The sequence below is a fragment of the Sphingobacterium sp. SGL-16 genome, assembly GCF_011043515.1.
Lineage (GTDB): Bacteria > Bacteroidota > Bacteroidia > Sphingobacteriales > Sphingobacteriaceae > Sphingobacterium > Sphingobacterium litopenaei.
The window spans coordinates 1-17,246 of sequence record NZ_JAAKGQ010000065.1 but is presented as its reverse complement, the minus strand read 5'-3'; the positions used below and the strand labels follow the sequence as shown (position 1 = coordinate 17,246).

20 protein-coding genes are annotated in these 17,246 nt (G+C 34.8%); 9 read left to right on the top strand and 11 right to left on the bottom strand.

All coding sequences use genetic code 11. From position 1 onward, the window contains the following. Positions 1–167: 167 nt before the first annotated feature. The 3 genes from G5B32_RS15570 to G5B32_RS15560 all read right to left on the bottom strand — a co-directional run bounded on the left by G5B32_RS15570 (position 168) and on the right by G5B32_RS15560 (position 4,882). Positions 168–2,579: a TonB-dependent receptor domain-containing protein gene (locus tag G5B32_RS15570; protein WP_165292418.1), complete on the bottom strand. Its 2,412-nt coding sequence runs from the start codon at positions 2,577–2,579 to the stop codon at positions 168–170. A 198-nt stretch (positions 2,580–2,777) separates the two neighbouring features. Further along, positions 2,778–4,520, bottom strand: coding sequence for a PspC domain-containing protein (locus G5B32_RS15565; RefSeq protein WP_165292417.1), 1,743 nt, complete (start codon positions 4,518–4,520; stop codon positions 2,778–2,780). Positions 4,521–4,537: 17 nt separating this feature from the next. After that, complete coding sequence (locus G5B32_RS15560; protein WP_165292416.1) at positions 4,538–4,882, bottom strand: PadR family transcriptional regulator; 345 nt, start codon at positions 4,880–4,882, stop codon at positions 4,538–4,540. A gap of 214 nt (positions 4,883–5,096) precedes the next feature. Between G5B32_RS15560 and G5B32_RS15555 the strand changes: the two genes are divergently transcribed. After that, entirely contained in the window at positions 5,097–5,462 is a 366-nt protein-coding gene (locus G5B32_RS15555) for a VanZ family protein (protein WP_165292415.1), read from the top strand. Positions 5,463–5,557: 95 nt separating this feature from the next. Here G5B32_RS15555 and G5B32_RS15550 read toward each other — a convergent pair whose 3' ends face one another. Both G5B32_RS15550 and rlmN read right to left on the bottom strand, forming a co-directional pair. Beyond that, on the bottom strand, positions 5,558–6,067 hold the full coding sequence (locus G5B32_RS15550) for a ComF family protein (protein WP_206366925.1): 510 nt from the start codon (positions 6,065–6,067) through the stop codon (positions 5,558–5,560). A gap of 213 nt (positions 6,068–6,280) precedes the next feature. After that, positions 6,281–7,336 (bottom strand): 23S rRNA (adenine(2503)-C(2))-methyltransferase RlmN, encoded by a 1,056-nt coding sequence (gene rlmN, locus G5B32_RS15545; protein WP_165292413.1) that lies wholly within the window; start codon positions 7,334–7,336, stop codon positions 6,281–6,283. Between the two features lie 152 nt (positions 7,337–7,488). Here rlmN and G5B32_RS15540 point away from each other — a divergent pair, with 152 nt between their 5' ends. Then, positions 7,489–8,313 (top strand): N-acetylmuramoyl-L-alanine amidase, encoded by an 825-nt coding sequence (locus G5B32_RS15540; protein ID WP_165292412.1) that lies wholly within the window; start codon positions 7,489–7,491, stop codon positions 8,311–8,313. Positions 8,314–8,398: 85 nt separating this feature from the next. Here G5B32_RS15540 and rimO read toward each other — a convergent pair whose 3' ends face one another. The 5 genes from rimO to rpmB form a co-directional block, all read right to left on the bottom strand. Beyond that, positions 8,399–9,733, bottom strand: coding sequence for a 30S ribosomal protein S12 methylthiotransferase RimO (gene rimO, locus G5B32_RS15535; protein ID WP_165292411.1), 1,335 nt, complete (start codon positions 9,731–9,733; stop codon positions 8,399–8,401). A 204-nt stretch (positions 9,734–9,937) separates the two neighbouring features. Further along, a complete protein-coding gene (ftsY, locus tag G5B32_RS15530; RefSeq protein WP_165292410.1) occupies positions 9,938–10,900 on the bottom strand; it encodes a signal recognition particle-docking protein FtsY in 963 nt (320 codons plus the stop codon). A gap of 145 nt (positions 10,901–11,045) precedes the next feature. Next, positions 11,046–11,207 carry a DUF4295 domain-containing protein gene (locus G5B32_RS15525; protein WP_165292409.1) on the bottom strand — a complete coding sequence of 54 codons (162 nt, stop codon included), beginning with the start codon at positions 11,205–11,207 and terminating at the stop codon, positions 11,046–11,048. 47 nt (positions 11,208–11,254) lie between these two features. Beyond that, positions 11,255–11,437: a 50S ribosomal protein L33 gene (gene rpmG / locus G5B32_RS15520; RefSeq protein ID WP_002998409.1), complete on the bottom strand. Its 183-nt coding sequence runs from the start codon at positions 11,435–11,437 to the stop codon at positions 11,255–11,257. Positions 11,438–11,508: 71 nt separating this feature from the next. Beyond that, complete coding sequence (gene rpmB, locus G5B32_RS15515) at positions 11,509–11,742, bottom strand: 50S ribosomal protein L28 (RefSeq protein WP_132778010.1); 234 nt, start codon at positions 11,740–11,742, stop codon at positions 11,509–11,511. Positions 11,743–12,051: 309 nt separating this feature from the next. Between rpmB and recO the strand changes: the two genes are divergently transcribed. Together recO and G5B32_RS15505 are read left to right on the top strand one after the other, a co-directional pair. Then, complete coding sequence (gene recO, locus G5B32_RS15510; RefSeq protein WP_165292408.1) at positions 12,052–12,774, top strand: DNA repair protein RecO; 723 nt, start codon at positions 12,052–12,054, stop codon at positions 12,772–12,774. Positions 12,775–12,845: 71 nt separating this feature from the next. Next, positions 12,846–13,316 (top strand): DUF805 domain-containing protein, encoded by a 471-nt coding sequence (locus tag G5B32_RS15505; protein WP_190301757.1) that lies wholly within the window; start codon positions 12,846–12,848, stop codon positions 13,314–13,316. A gap of 79 nt (positions 13,317–13,395) precedes the next feature. Here the strand turns inward: G5B32_RS15505 and G5B32_RS15500 are convergent, their stop codons facing one another. Further along, a complete protein-coding gene (locus G5B32_RS15500; RefSeq protein ID WP_132778007.1) occupies positions 13,396–13,587 on the bottom strand; it encodes a cold-shock protein in 192 nt (63 codons plus the stop codon). A 137-nt stretch (positions 13,588–13,724) separates the two neighbouring features. Here G5B32_RS15500 and G5B32_RS15495 point away from each other — a divergent pair, with 137 nt between their 5' ends. The 5 genes from G5B32_RS15495 to gcvT all read left to right on the top strand — a co-directional run bounded on the left by G5B32_RS15495 (position 13,725) and on the right by gcvT (position 17,211). Beyond that, positions 13,725–14,435 carry an SIMPL domain-containing protein gene (locus tag G5B32_RS15495; RefSeq protein ID WP_165292407.1) on the top strand — a complete coding sequence of 237 codons (711 nt, stop codon included), beginning with the start codon at positions 13,725–13,727 and terminating at the stop codon, positions 14,433–14,435. Positions 14,436–14,437: 2 nt separating this feature from the next. After that, entirely contained in the window at positions 14,438–14,926 is a 489-nt protein-coding gene (locus tag G5B32_RS15490; RefSeq protein WP_240899076.1) for a DUF4112 domain-containing protein, read from the top strand. 22 nt (positions 14,927–14,948) lie between these two features. Further along, complete coding sequence (locus G5B32_RS15485; RefSeq protein ID WP_165292406.1) at positions 14,949–15,317, top strand: hypothetical protein; 369 nt, start codon at positions 14,949–14,951, stop codon at positions 15,315–15,317. Beyond that, positions 15,317–16,012, top strand: a complete 696-nt coding sequence (locus tag G5B32_RS15480; RefSeq protein ID WP_165292405.1) for a pseudouridine synthase — start codon at positions 15,317–15,319, stop codon at positions 16,010–16,012. The genes G5B32_RS15485 and G5B32_RS15480 overlap by 1 nt, the downstream gene beginning before the upstream one ends. A gap of 119 nt (positions 16,013–16,131) precedes the next feature. Next, positions 16,132–17,211, top strand: coding sequence for a glycine cleavage system aminomethyltransferase GcvT (gene gcvT / locus G5B32_RS15475; RefSeq protein ID WP_165292419.1), 1,080 nt, complete (start codon positions 16,132–16,134; stop codon positions 17,209–17,211). Positions 17,212–17,246 lie beyond the last annotated feature (35 nt).

The following is a 17,246-nucleotide window of genomic DNA, read 5'->3' as shown; positions in this document are numbered from 1 at the left end:
AGAAGCATCTCCTGATATTATTCGTGAGTATATTCTCAATCAGGGTTAGTCGCTTACATCCCACAGGCTAAAGACCTGTGGGTTTTACGCTCCGTTTTATAAAAAAGACCGCAGACTCTTTCAGTCTACGGTCATCTTTAAATTAAAAACCTTGAACAAAACTTATATTATAACGCTCTTTCTTTCTCTTCGCTACTGTCATTCACCCGGCGAATTGATTGTTTTAGATTACCAAATTTATAAGTCAATGTCAGACGTACAGTTTGGCTATCTCGGTATTGATATATTTTAGAATTAAATTCTTCGAATTCTGTAAACACATTGTTGTGGTTTGTATGGAAAATATCCGTAACTGCTAATTTCAAAGAGGTACGTTCATCTTTCAAATTGTAAGTCGCGCCGATATCTGTTCCCCAACGTGTCTGAATTTTGTACATATTGTAAATAAAAGGCGAATTATAACGTACAGATACTTCACCCGTAAATTGTTTACTAAATCTGAAATTGTTGTTTATATTCGCTTGTATAAACGCTGAACCCAAGTTCACATGGTAACCCGAAACTGGACCTTTAAAGTGCATATAGATACCTGTGATATTATTAAACATGGTCCAGACTTTACCAAAGCGATAAGGAATAGTCAAGTTGATGTAAGAAGTAGTCTGCTCGCCTAGATTCTCTCGCGTAATCCACGTAGTTTTTAATACTGTATCTTGACCCAAGCTTTCTATCATTGCACCTTTTGTGATGTCATGTCCTAACGCAATATTAAATCTTTTATACAATGTGTAGTTGAATGAAAAGCCATCCGTGTACTGCGGATTCAAATATGGATTACCTTTATTGTACGTTCTTTTATCTACATAATATTCAAAAGGATTCAAGTTTCTGTAATTAGGACGAGAAACCTTACGAGAATAATTCAATGCAAAAACATGGTTTTCGTGAGCATTATAAGACAAAGAAGCCGAAGGGAACAAATCAAAATAATCACGTTTTACTTGTTTATTTTGCGTAATAGAATGACCGTCAGAAATAGTATATTCTCCTCTCAATCCAGCCTTAATTCCCCATTTTTTGATATTAGTGCTGTAATCAAAATATCCCGCTAAGATCTGTTCTTCATAATTAAATATATTCGAACGATTTGTATTGTTTTCCCAATTGGAACCTACACGGTTTTCAAAATACACATCATTATCAGACTGTACATTACTGTACTTCGCTCCTGTTTCAATATTTCCTTTCCACAATTTTTGTGTGTAATCCAATTTCGTTGCTAATATATTTATGTCCACACCAAATGTGCTTCTTTCAAATTCTGGAGCATACATTAATGTTTCTCCATCGCCGAAATAAGAATAGTACCCATAATTCAACACCGAATTGGTTTTGAAAGTGCTATAGTCAAAATCAGCAGTTAATTTTTTACCTGTAGAATCGATCACAAACTCATTGTTGATATTCACCGAATAACGGTTAAATTTCTCATCATTATTATTATCAGATACCATTATAGAATCTACAGATCTATTCGGCTGAGACATAAGGGTCGTCCCTGGAGTAAGCTGATCTTCTTTATTGTTCGCTCCATTAAACTGGATCATAAAAGTATTACGTGCTGATGTCTTTTGCTCAAACCCCAATTTGTAATTATGAGTTTTATCGGCATTTTCAAATCTAGATGTTTGATCAAAATAAGTATCGGCAACATCATTAGGAATGATACGCGTAATTCGAATATTCTCGTTGTAATTATTATCGGTATAAGAATAGTTCGTAAAGAAGGTTGAGTTGTTTTTCTTATAATTTACGCTTAATGAGCTATTACCCCTCCATTTTTCCCCTACTGCTCCACTGCCCACAAATGAGCCATTGAAACCTTCCAAACGGTTTTTCTTCATCACAATATTAATCACACCCGCTGTTCCTTCTGCATCGTCCTTCGCTGAACGAGTGGTAGAAAGTTCAATGCTTTTAATCTGGCTTCCATCCGTACTTTTCAAGAAAGTCGCCAATTGCTCACCCGTCATATAGGTTTGACGACCATCGATTGTCACATTCACACCTTGCTGTCCCATTAAGGAGATATTGTCATCCTTATCAACGTCTACACCAGGAGCTCTTTTCAAAACTTCCAACGCATTGTTTCCAGCACTGATAGATGAATTTTCTACATTCATCACCAACCTTCCATTGGTATGTTGGATTTGAGGAAGTTGACCTTGCACGCTTACGGCTTCCAATTCTTTTGTCAAGACTTGCAATATTATATCCTCTATAGTAATAGAATTGTCTGCTGTTTGGAATGCTCCAGATTCACCTTTAGCGTAACCCACCGCCGTAGCTTCTATTCTAAAATTTCCTTTTGGAAAACCTAAAAATTTGAATTGTCCTTTTTCGTCTGTGATTGCAGATTTAATAAAACCTCGGTTTGGTTCAGTCACTAAAAATACCGAAGCATTAACAATTGGTGTATTATCCGCATTTTTGATGATACCGCTAATGGTCTTTTGCTGAGCGAAAGCAAATTGCAAGCAAAGAACCATGCAACTTAAAGTATGTAAAAGTATTTTCATGTGTGGTTAGTTTCTGTTTACTCTTCTGTTTATTTATTTCTCTCCGAAATTAGGCTGAAAATACAAGTATGAGAATTCGTATTAGACCAAAAGAGGTAGATTTTCGGTGAAATAGTAAAATTGGTCGGTAAAAAATTTGTCGCCTTTAATTTTTATTTAAAGGCGACAAATTGAGTATTTTTCTATCGCAAAAAAAGATTATTGCACAGTAACAGCTACATGCTCAGACAATTTGTTTGCTTCTTCTTCCACTTTACGCGCATGCTCTTCTGCTTCTTTAGCATGCTTTTCAGCTTGTTTGACCAAATCTTCGACAGCTGCTTCGGTTTGTTCAGTATCGGACTTCTTTTCTATAGGTAAAAACCTTGGTGTACATTGTAATCCTGTTCTTCCCATGATCCACTCTGTACTTTTAACCTCTTCATCAGAATCGTAAGCGCGCTGACAATCCCAAAATGATAAATCTCTTAGCTTATATTCTATGGATTTATCTATTACAACACGTGATCCTACAGGCAAATAAAGCGTTGCGGACACGGATTGATCTCTATACTTCTTATCAGGGTTAATACCAAAGTGCGAATTAAAAATTATTTTATTATCCATTTGATTTGCCAAATAATTTATTTCCGCAGCATTCGTCGTTGCCGCTTGATAAGTCCTACCTCGCGCAAAATAATTGTATTGAATATAAGGTTTTGCTAGTGAGTCAATACTTTCAAAATTGATACTAATGTCCCTACGCAAGGCATACTCCAAATCCTCACCATTTAATTCAATTTTAAATTTTTTACCATTTTTATCTACCTCAGAGGCTTCTATAAGTCGAACATCTTTCTCGGAGATATAGTATACCTTTTGAGCATTTATAGGTTTTTCAACTTTTATGGTACTTGATTCTTTGAACTCTTGTGCCCCAATAAAACTAAAGAATACTACTGCAATGATTGACGAAATCCACGTGGCCCACAGGCCCAACGAGAAATAATGATTCAAAGGTTGTGTTCTAAAAAGTATACGAAGCATTAGCTGAAACAGTGCGAAAAATGGAATAGCAATAGCTAATGTTCCTGCTATCAAGGCAACAATAGCTTGCGGTGTATTCAAAAATTCGGTACCAGGGAATACCATCTCACGTTGATACCCCAATACACCTGTAATAAAACCAATACAAGCAATCGCTAAACCGAAAAGAGTCAAAGCACAAACTATCAGAATAAAGAAAGCGATCAGGCGTAGGAAAAATCTCCCCACCTTTGAAACACCACTACCAACTGCAGCTGTACCTTTTGCAATTTCAGATTTCGCTTTCGAAAAATGAGGGTTCAATCCTTGTATTTCTTCCTCAAAACTTTTCTTAAAATTTTGTAAAGTAGGTGATTCTCCTTTCATCGCCATTTTGTCCGCTCGCGAAACCGCAACAGGCATTACTATCCATAGTATAATATAAAGCATAATGCCCGACCCCCCAAATAAGAAAAAACACACAAATATCAAGCGCATCCATTTGGTTTCCATATTAAAGTAAGCTCCCAGACCGCTACATACACCTCCAAAAATCTTGTCATCTGCATTACGCATCAATTTTTTATCCACAGGAGCTGAATATGGTATATGTGAATGCGTCTCTGACTCACTATTAGCATTTGCTTGCTCATATATATCTTCCTCCGTTTCTCCTTCAAAATCACTCACTTTGCCCATTTGACTGATAACATGATTCACATCGTCCAAAGAAATCACTTCTTTGCGGCCTGCATGTATCTTTTCAGAAAACATCTCTGCAATTCTGTTTTCGATATCTAGTAAGATTTCCTGGCTATCTGAAGATTTGCCAAAATGTCTTTTGATATCTATCATATACGAGCGTAGTGTTTCGTAAGCTTCCTCTTCGATGTGAAAGACTATACTATTTATATTTATAATAATTGTTTTATTCATGGTCGTAAATATTTGTGTTAGTTGTTTGATTCATTTCTGCCTTGCAATGATGTTTCTACCGCAAAAACCAACTCCTTCCATGTCACATCTAGTTTTTGCAATACTTCATTACCTTCATGAGTAATTTGGTAATATTTACGCGGTGGCCCTGAAGTTGATTCTTGCCAATTGTAACTCAATAACCCATTGTTTTTCAGCCGGGTCAATAAAGGATACAGCGTCCCCTCCACTACAAGCAATTGAGCGCGTTTCAATTCCGCAATTATATCTGATGCATATATTTCTCCTCTGGAAATAATCGAAAGTATACAGTACTCAAGTATACCTTTCCGCATCTGCGTTTGTGTGTTTTCCGCTATCATAATAATACAAAGTTATATCCTTTGGATGGTACTTTGCAATACATAGTAGTATATAAAAACACAATCTATTGATTAACAGTCAAATAAATTTTATTTAATATGTATCAACATATTAAATTGTGTTAATTATTAGGATTTCTTATTGATTTATAACACTTTTGCGACAATGAAATATTTTTTTAGCTATATCTGGGCTATAGTATGGGGAATTATAATGTTAACCCTCTTATTATTACCACCTAACGAATTACCCGACGTCCGAAAATATGAGCTTTTTGCTGGTATAGATAAAGTAGTACATATGGGAATTTTCTTTGTTCTTGCCATCTTATTATATTGGGAGTCTGCAATGAAATCGAAATGGAAAGGAAATATGTGGATTATCGTCAGCAAAGTGGTAATAAGTACTGTCATTTTCGCGTTATTTACAGAAGAAGCTCAAAAGCACGTTTCTAGCCGTACTGCGGATTTATATGATATATATGCGGATTGTATAGGGATAGGAATGGCAACATTTTCATTTCTCTTGCTATATAGAGGTAATAAAGCCAAAAAAAATGAAGAGATTTATACTAATTAGCATAATATTATCAATGCTAGCAATAGGGTTTCAATCCTGTGGAACCAGCAATTGTGGCTGTCCTAAACCATATACACCAAAAAGAAGATAACATATTATTCACGCCCAATAGTAGCAATCGAAACTTTTGTGCCCTTGTAAATTAATAGTTGAGCTGCTTCACAAATGGAAGCTCCTGTTGTCAAGACATCATCTACAAGAAGAATATGTTTCTCTTGTAGATTTCTGGTTATACTTACAGAAAATACTCCTTTCACATTATTGTATCGTTCTGTTCTTGATTTTTGTGTGTAACTAATCGACAATACGTCTCTTTTCAAAATATTCTCATCCAGTAGAATATCCAGACCAAGACTCAAACCAAAAGCAAATTGAGCCGCTTGATTGTAGCCCCTTTTTCTAAGTTTATTTATATGAATGGGAATTGGGATAATTATATCAATATGTTCGATCACTCTTTTGAGACGCTTCCCATATAATTCACCTAAGAAAACACCTTTTTCAGGTTGAATTTTACACTTAAGCTTATGCAAAAGAGTTTCCACACGGGAAAATTTGACTAAGTGCAGTATCGAAAAGGCTGGTTCAAAATGAATTTTCCCCAAAATTGACGGGCAGTTTAATTATTGTGATCTAAATGAAAATCTGTAAAAGGCAAATGAAATAGACAGTTCATACACAACACTTCCTCTTTAGTAAACATGGCAGTATTACAAGCCATAAATAACCTTGGAAATAAAACGTGTAAAAAAATCGTTGAAATAATTTCTCAACAACATAAAAGAATACAATTAGTTACTATTCTTTAAGACACGAAATTAATTTGATTTTTCTTTGATAGCTAACTGACCGCAGGCAGCATCGATATCTTTACCACGACTGCGCCGAACATTGGTTACCACACCTTGGCTACGTAAATAGCTAGCGAAAGCATCAATTTTATCCGCTTCTGCATTTACAAAATCTGCTAAAGATATAGGGTTGTATTCAATGATATTTACTTTACAAGGTACATGCTTACAGAATTTAGCCAATTCTTTAGCGTCTTGCAATTCGTCATTGAAATTGTTAAACACTATATATTCGAAGGTAATTGGATTTTTTGTTTTAGAATAGTAATATCGCAAAGCTTCGGCCAAAGATTTCAATGAGTTTTGCTCATTAATAGGCATAATTTCATTTCGCTTCTCATCATTTGCCGCATGAAGTGATAAAGCCAAATTGAAACGCACCTCATCATCACCCAACTTTTTGATCATCTTTGCAATACCTGCAGTAGAAACGGTAATACGCTTTGCAGCCATATTCAGACCATCTGGAGACGTAATCCGTTCTATAGATTTCATCATATTAGAATAGTTAAGCAATGGCTCACCCATTCCCATATATACAATATTACTTAATGGAATACCGTAATTGTCTTTAGCTTGCTTATCTATCAAAACAACTTGATCATATATTTCGTCCGCATTAAGATTACGTTTACGATCCATATATCCTGTTGCACAGAATTTACAAGTCAAACTGCAACCAACTTGAGAACTGACACAAGCGGTCATACGTTCAGGAGTAGGAATTAATACCCCTTCGATGATATTACCATCATACAGTACAAAACTACTTTTTATAGTTTTGTCAGAGGAAACTTGAGATTGTTTTACTTGTACATAATTGATAGTAAAATTTTCTTTCAATTTATCACGTAATGCTTTACTCAGATTACTCATTTGCTCAAAATCCGTAACAGACTTTTGCCAAAGCCACTCATAGATTTGTTTTGCACGAAAAGCTTGCTCTCCCATTTCTACCAACTTCTCTTTGATCTGATCAAGGGAAAGATTACGGATATCTATCAATTTTGTTGCTGTATTCACGCTACAAAGATAGGGAAATTTTTATTGTACTTAATTCTCTCCTGTTACTATAACATTTAAATGACTTACAGCAAGTTGTCTTCAAGAGATTATCCTTTTTCATTGAAATTCCTTTAACTTAGCTATATTGCATCTTAAATTCAATTTAAACAATGAAAAAATCACTAATTATTCCATTTCTATTTGTAGCGGCCTTAGCAACTTCTTGTGGAGGTGGTAAATATGCCGCTACCGAAAAAGTATACAAAAAGAAAGCAAAGGAGTTTGCTGAATTATATCGCGAAGCCCCTGTTACTTCTCAAATTGAGAAAATTAATTCCTTAGAGAAAGAATGGATTGGCTCGATTAATTTTGGCGTAAGAAAACCTAATTATGTGATGATTCATCATACTGCGCAAGACTCATTAGCGCAAACGGTAAAAACATTTCATAGTGCTAAGGCTGGTGTAAGTTCACATTATGTAATTGGAAGAGACGGAAAAATAGTCCAAATGGTAAATGATTTATACCGAGGTCATCATGCTGGAGCGGGAAAATGGGGCAATGATACCGACCTAAATTCATCATCTATAGGTATTGAATTGGATAACAATGGAACTACCGATCCATGGACTGATGTACAGATTGATGCACTAATTAAACTTTTAAGTTACTTAAAAGACACATATAAAATCCCTCAAGCAAATTTCATTGGTCATATGGATTATGCACCAACGCGCAAAAATGATCCTTCTCGTTTTCCTTGGAAAAAATTAGCAGAAGCGGGCTTCGGATATTGGTATGATGAGTATTTGGAAACACCACCAGCAAATTTTGATGTTCGTTTAGCACTTCGAGTGATAGGATATGATGTTAAGAATTTAGATGCTGCAGTTAAGGGATTTAAAAACCATTATATTCAAAAAGAGACAAATACTGCGAATTTAAATGAAAATGATTTAAAGATTCTATATAATATTTTTAAAAAAAATCTATAAAAACCAGGAGTATTATAATCAGCTACCTAAAGAAAAAAGCAACCCTAGGGTTGCTTTCTTTTTATGTCTAGAAGTTATAATCTAACTACTTCACAATAGTACCAAATAAATCAAAATCCTCTGCTCTATCCACCCTCACTTGTACAAAATCACCAATACGAGCATAATTTTCTTTTGCATTCAATATGACTTCATTATCTACCTCTGGTGAATCATATTCTGTACGGCCTATGAAATAGTCCCCATCCACTCTATCCACCAATACTTTGAATTCTTTTCCAACTTTAGTTTGGTTTATATCGTATGATATACCCTGTTGGACTTCCATGATCGCATCTACTCGATCCTGTTTTACTTCTTCAGGAACATCATCCTCTAATGTGTGTGCATGTGTTTTCTCTTCATGTGAATAAGTGAAACATCCCAAACGGTCAAAATGTGTTTCTTCTACCCACTCTAACATCTCTTGAAAATCTTGTTCTGTCTCTCCTGGGTACCCACATATCAATGTGGTACGTAAAGCGATATCAGGCACTTTATCGCGGATTTTGTTTACAAGGTCAATTTGTTTTTGCTTAGAAGTGCCACGACGCATCGATGTCAACATATTATCGGATATATGCTGCAATGGCATATCCAAATAATTACAGATATTGCTACGTTCATTCATTGTGTCCAATATATCCATTGGGAAACCTGAAGGATAAGCATATTGCAAACGAATCCATTCGATACCATCCACATCAGAAAGGTGACGCATTAAATCCGATAAATTACGTTTACCGTAAATATCCAAACCGTAATACGTCAAATCTTGCGCAATAAGAATTAATTCTTTTGTACCATTTGAAGCCAAAAATTTCGCTTCTTTTACTAAATCATCAATAGATTTTGAAATATGTTTACCACGCATAAGTGGAATAGCACAGAAAGAACATGGTCGGTTACATCCTTCCGCAATTTTAAAATATGAAAAATGCGAAGGCGTTGTCAATAGACGTTCACCTAATAATTCATGACGATAATCTGCACCGATAGTAGAAAGTAATTCTGGAAGATCATTCGTTCCGAAGTAAGCATCTACATTAGGTATTTCAGTTTGCAATTCTGGCTTATATCGCTCAGAAAGACATCCAGTCACAATTACTTTATTTACTTTTCCTTGATCCTTAAGCTCTGAAAACTGTAAAATCGTGTCAATAGACTCCTGTTTGGCATTATCAATAAATCCACAAGTATTGATAACTACAATATCATTTGCTTGTATATTATTTGATTCGTGAACAACATCAATTTGATTTCCTTTCAATTGACCCATCAATACTTCCGAGTCGTGAATATTTTTCGAACATCCCAATGTAACTACGTTCACACGCGGTTTTGCTACTATAGGTTCGAATTTACTATGTTTTGTTTTCATTATTATGGTTGAATTGTACCGATAATCGCTTATCCGAACAACTTAAATTTCAAAAAATTATTAATAACCCTGATTTTCTTACTTGAAAGGTAGTAAAGTATTTTTAGTCATTTCGATCGAAGGGAGAATCTAAACTGATGAGATTTTTCATAGCTTTGCACTTCACTCGAAATGACTGAGTATTTTGAGAGTTTTATTCAAATACTATTTAAACAGAGACTCTACAAATTCACGCTTATTGAAAAGCTGTAAATCACCAATCTTCTCTCCTACGCCAATATATTTCACAGGAATTTTGAACTGATCCGAAATACCGATTACGACACCGCCTTTTGCTGTACCGTCTAATTTAGTTAACGCTAATGCGTTCACATCTGTAGCTTGTGTAAACTGTGTACATTGCTCGATAGCATTTTGTCCAGTAGAAGCATCAAGTACCAATAAAATCTCATGTGGAGCACCAGGAACTACCTTTTGCATTACATTTTTGATCTTACCCAACTCATTCATCAAGCCTACTTTATTGTGCAAACGACCAGCTGTATCAATGATCGCCACATCATCACCATTAGAAACAGCAGATTGAATCGTATCAAAAGCCACAGATGCTGGATCAGATCCCATAGCCTGTGCTACGACACGGACACCTACTCTTTCACCCCAAAGTTTGATTTGGTCAACAGCAGCCGCTCTGAACGTATCTGCCGCGCCCAATACTACTTTGTTACCTGCTTCTTTGAGTTGATGCGCTAACTTACCAATAGTAGTTGTCTTACCAACGCCGTTCACTCCTACGACCATAATCACATAAGGTTTGTGATTGCCATATTCGAAGCTCTCGAAATCATTACTATTGTTTTCAGCAAGAAGAGCTTGAATTTCTTCTTTCAACAGACGGTTTAATTCATCTGTTCCAACATATTTATCACGTGCTACAAGTTCTTGGATTCTTTCGACAATTTTCAAAGTAGTTGTGACACCCACGTCCGAGGTAACCAATACTTCCTCCAGATTATCCAACACATCGTCATCAATCGTCGATTTACCAACGACAGCCTTGGTAATCTTTGAAAAGAAACCTTCTTTCGTTTTCTCCAAACTTTTATCCAAAGCTTCTTGAGCTTCAGGCGCCTCTTGTTTCTTCTTGAAAAAATCAAATAAACCCATGTATACTTATGATAACTAATGCTTAAAAATCAAGTTCAAATATACTTAAATCTTGCCATACTAAAAAAAGCCCTTTCGGTGAGTATACCAAAACGGCTTTCAGTTTTTTTAAAGAAAAACTTTAAAAAAGGAATATCTTTCTTGCTTATTTTGTAGCTGCCGCAACAACTTCTTTTACGTTGTCGTTGTGTACCATACTTTCTTTGAAAGTATAAGCTCCAGTTTTAGCAGATTTTGCAGTGATGATAACTTTAGTAAACTCTTTACCACCACCTTTTTGTAATGATGCTACCGCTTTCTTTGCCATGGTATTATGTTTTTATATTGAACCGCTTTCGCAAGTCCAAAAATTAATTACTTAATTTCTTTATGAACAGTTACTTTTCTCAATACAGGGTTGAATTTTTTCAATTCTAAACGCTCTGTTGTGTTCTTTTTGTTTTTTGTAGTGATGTAACGTGACATCCCTGGAAGACCACTTTCTTTGTGTTCAGTACACTCTAAGATTACTTGTACTCTATTTCCTTTTTTAGCCATTGTTTTTACTTTGTTTAATCCTCACGGACTATTAGTTCATGAATATCTTTAATTAACAGGCGGATTATCTATTAAACGTATCCTTTTTTGATAAATTTATTGATAACCGAAGTAATTCCGTTTTTGTTAATTGTTTTAATTGCAGCCGTAGACACTTTTAAAGTGATCCAACGATCTTCTTCAGGAATGTAGAAACGTTTAGTTTGTAAATTAGGATAGAATTTACGCTTAGTCTTAACGTTCGAGTGAGATACGTTATTTCCTTTTAATGCCGTTTTGCCTGTTAAATCACAAATTCTTGACATGATATTTATTTTTAATGTTGTCTATTTATACACCAATTCTCTTTTGCACTCTCTGCAAAGAGTTTGCAAATATCTATATTTCTTTTGGGATTTACAACAATATGGACAGAATTATTTTTAAAAATAATCCAAAAAGTGCAGGAACAAGCAAATGTAGAGGTTTTCCAATTTATCTCATATTGTTCTCCAAAAAAATAGTTTTCAACAATTCACATTTTATAATTTGATCAACTTTCAAAATCCGTCTTGTGTTTACTAGGTTTACTTAGTACTTTTAGCCTAAAAGTAAATTTAGCGTAAGGGATATAAATGCTACATAAAACACGTGCAATAGCTTTAAAAATTACGAACTATTCAGAAAATAGTGTAGTAGCGCAATTTTTCACCGAAGAATTTGGAATTCAGTCCTATTTGATTAATGGAGCACGTAAACCCAAAGCTAAAATTCATGTGAATATGCTGCAGCCTCTACATCTATTGGATTTGGTCGTTTACTACAAAGATACAGGTAGCTTGCAACGCATCAAAGAAGCTACCTCTTGGCCTATATTACAGCAAATTCCTCTTGAAATTACCAAAAGTTCAGTTGCCATATTCTTAAACGAAATACTGTATAAGGTTTTAAAACAGCAACAACCAGATCCTCACCTTTTTAATTTTATTCAACAATCTATTCTGTGGCTAGATCAGACAGATGAACCTATTCAAAATTTTCATTTATGTTTTTTAATGAAATTAAGTAGGTTTTTAGGTTATATGCCCTCCTCCTCAGATGAAATTCTACCCTATTTTGACTTAGTGGATGGCGTATTCACTAAATATGCTCCTGCTCATACCTACACTTTACAAGCACCACATACCCACATGTTTCATGCTATATTAAATGTGTCATATGAAGAATCTCACTTAATTCAAATGAAGCACGAAGATCGTATTTATCTGCTTTCTCAGATTATTAACTTCTACAAAGTTCATACAGAGAACTTTGGAACAGTTAATTCTTTACAAATTTTGGAAGAAATTTTTCATTAAAATATATTAAATCAAGAATAATCTTATTTTTGATTAAGTAATAATATGTATTAACTTAATAAAACTAAATTATGGAATGGTATTTAAAGGTCGTAAGAGACAATTACGCAAATTTCAGCGGGCGTGCCAGAAGAAAAGAATTCTGGATGTTTGTATTATTTAACATCATAATATCCTGGGGTTTATCTTTAATAGATCAAATGCTAGGATTTACCTATACTTATCAACCAGAACCTGTTAACTTACCAGGTATGGAATGGATGTCTAGATATCAATCTACAGGATACTTAAGTGGAATTTATTCATTAGCGGTAATAATTCCTTCCTTAGCTGTTACTGTACGTAGATTACATGATATAGGTAAATCAGGATGGAATATATTATGGGGTTTTGTTTGCTGCATAGGTTGGTTATATTTAATCTATTTATATATTCAAGAAGGCGAAAATGGCACAAATGAATATGGTCCTGATCCAAAAGGTGGAAGTGCAGATCCATTTGCAGACCAACGTGATACACATAATCCATTTACAAATAGCTAAATGAACAATTCATAAAAAGCAAAAAAGCTCGAAATCAATTGATTTCGAGCTTTCTCACAATAAATATATTTAGAATCTATTAGATAACTTTTACATTTACCGCGTTAAGCCCTTTACGACCTTGTTCTACTTCGTAAGATACATCATCGCCCTCACGAACTTTGTCTACTAATCCTGAAACGTGAACAAAAATTTCGCTTTCGCCCGATGCTGGCACTATGAAACCGAAACCTTTGGTCTCATTAAAGAATTTTACTTTACCTTCTTGCATTACTGTATTATATTTTAATTTATCTAAAGATAAGATTTATAAAATCATTTACAAGATTATTTTGATTGATTATTAAACATTGTGGCATTTTGTTTGTCTATGCGTTATATACAGAAAATATTAATTTCAAACGATATATGAAAAAATTACTAACAATTGCATTTCTAGTTGGAACTATCTTAATGACAAACGCCCAATCAAACAATATTGAATCTTATCGCAAAGTAGCGACTAAAGGATACGCTGAAAAAGAGGTGACTCCAGATATTATTTACCTTTCAATTTCCTTGAAAGAATTTTATATGGATGGTAATATGAAGAAAAAAGTATTTATCGAGACTTTAGAAAAGCAGCTTTTTGATGCAGCAACGGCAATAGGGGTGAAAAAAGAAGATTTCACTGTTCAAAATATCTACAGTTACAATTATCAAAATAAGAAAAAGAACAATGAACTGTTGCAATCACGTCAATATCGTATCAAAGTGACAAACTTAAATGGATTACACAGTATGTTGGATAAAGTAGATCCTCAAGGCTTAGAAAGCACTTCAATCAGCGGATATGACCATACGCAAAAACGTGAAATTGAAAAAGAATTGAAAACTGCAGCAGTAAAAGATGCACGTCTAAATGCTGAAATTTTAGCAGCAGCAGACGGTGGTTCAGTAGGGAAGGTGTTAGTAATAAACGATAATAGCAACTTTAATTTTGGAGAATTAGTTCCTACGACACGTATGTTTGCAAAATCCGCGATGATGGATGGTGTTGCAGAGTCAAATGAACTTACTTTAGATATTCGTCCAATCAAGTTGACTTGTTATATTGACGGAGTATTTGAATTGAAATAAAATTGGGACAAACAAATCATCTTATACAGCAAAAGCGCGAGAAAGATTTCGCTTGGATAGAGCGGATGTCTACGCTATTAGATAATAAATTTAGCATTGGAGGGTTCAGGTTCGGCTTGGATCCTCTTTTGAATTTAATACCCTATGCTGGTCAATTTGTGGCCTTTGGAATGTCATTGGCATTGGTAGTCGTCATGCTTCGCAATGGAGCAGGCTCAAAGGTCGCTGTTAAGATGCTTGTGAATGTATTATTGGATGCTATTTTGGGTTCAATTCCGTTGATTGGCTATGCCTTTGACTTTTTCAATAAAGCCAACAAAAAGAACGTAAAACTTCTTCGAAAGCATTATTTTGAAGGAAAACATCAAGGCAGTGCAAAAGGTTTATTGATAACTTTATTTATTATTATAGTACTTTTGTGTGTTGCTGTTTTTTACTTGATGTATATCCTTGCGGAATGGATTTTTGATACTTTAGGTAATTTATTCTAATATTATTCATAAAATCGAAATAATGTCCAAAACCAGAATATTTGCTTTATTACTCTTTGGAATTATGGTAGCTGCCCTATTAACCAATCCTAAAAAAGAGGAATTCGAATACGCTATTAAAGAAAAAGCTAAGTCCTTGTTGGAGGATCAATTGAATTATGAGAATAAAGAAGCACTCCAGCTGGGCATGACTTTATTTGGCGACCGTATCGTGCAAGAATTTGTACAAAACAATGTCGTAATAGAGAATTACTATCTTTTTACGGTTGTCAAAATTAAATGGCAAGGAGAGAATACACCAATAGGAGGGGGAGCTTTCAAAAAAGTATGGCTAAGCCCAGAAATCGACAAGAAAGCAGATGAAATCGTGGGTATTCTTAAAAATTTATAATGTTAGAAATTCTTTTCCGCGACGAGCATCTCATCGCAATAAACAAACCTCATGGATTGTTGGTTCATCGTTCTTCCATTGCGAACGATGCCTCTGAATTTGCTTTGCAATTACTACGTGACCAAATCGGACAACCTGTATATCCGGCTCATCGCCTGGACCGAAAAACAGGCGGAATACTCTTATTTTCTTTGGACAAAGAAACCGATCAAAAAACACAGGTTTTGTTTCAGGATAAGAAAATGGATAAGCGTTATCTAGCTATTTTAAGAGGTTATTGTCCGGAAGAAGGAACTATTGATTACCCATTACTAAAAGAAAATGGCACATCACAAGATGCCATTACGCATTATAAACTTCTGGCAACTGCTGAAATCAATGTTCCACAAGGAAAATTTCCAACTTCTCGTTATTCTCTAGTTGAAGCAAATCCTGAAACAGGAAGAATGCACCAGTTAAGAAGGCATTTTGCGCATATTATGCATCCTATTATTGGCGATCGCCCTCATGGTTGCAATAAGCAAAATAAACTGTGGAAAGAACGATTTAAGATGGACACGATGCTTTTACATGCTTCAGAACTTCATTTTGATCATCCTTGGACTGGAAAAAAAATCGAAATTCGCGCAGATTTAAATTCAGAATTCAAAAGAGTCCTATCAATTTTAGATTTGCAAACGGTTGCAACATTCTGAGAAACGAAAATTTTTTGTTTTTATCCAAAAACAAAGGATTATTTATGAGAATATTAAAATCAGACGAAAATATCCCAACATATTAATTATTTTTGCAAAAACTTTATAACCATTAGATGATGAAAAACACAGCTTTAACAGACCATCATATTTCATTAGGAGCAAAGATGGTTCCTTTTGCAGGATTCAATATGCCTGTTCAATATTCCGGTATCAATGACGAGCATGAAACTGTTCGTACAGGTGTTGGGGTATTTGATGTGAGTCACATGGGTGAATTTATCTTGAAAGGCGAAAAAGCATTAGACTTGATCCAAAAAATATCATCTAATGATGCATCAAAATTATATGATGGTAAAGTACAATACGCTTATATTCCAAACGAAACTGGCGGTATTGTGGATGACTTTTTGACTTACAAAATCGACGATATAACCTACCTTTTAGTTGTAAATGCTTCTAATATCGAGAAAGATTGGAACTGGATCAGCAAATACAACACGTATGGTGTAGAGATGAAAAATATCTCTGACGAAACATCTTTATTTGCTGTCCAAGGCCCTAAAGCAGCTGATGCTTTACAGAAATTGACTGATATCGAGCTGGCTTCTATGGAATATTATTCTTTTGCTAAAGGCACTTTCGCTGGTGTAGATAATGTAATCGTATCAGCAACAGGATACACTGGCGCTGGAGGTTTTGAGATTTATGTTGCGAATAAAGATGCTCAAAAAGTATGGGATGCAATTTTCGAAGCAGGAGCGGGGTTTGGCATCAAACCTATTGGTTTAGGCGCACGCGATACTTTACGTTTAGAAATGGGATTCTGTTTGTATGGTAATGATATTGACGATACGACTTCTCCATTGGCAGCAGGTCTTGGCTGGGTAACTAAATTCACCAAAGATTTCGTTAACAGCGAAAACTTGAAAGCAGAAAAAGAAAAAGGGACAGCTCAAAAATTAGTGGGTTTTGAAATGATTGAAAGAGGTATTCCTCGTCATGATTACGACATCGTTGACGCTGAAGGCAATATAATTGGCCGCGTAACTTCGGGTACGCAATCACCTACACTTAAAAAATCTATAGGTTTGGGTTATGTAAATACAGAATTCTCAAAAGCAGGATCAGAGATTTTTATCCATATCCGTAATCAAAAAGTAAAAGCTGAAGTAAAGAAAGCGCCTTTTGTTAAATAATAAGCGCTATAGATATAAAAGTAAAGGGTTAATCG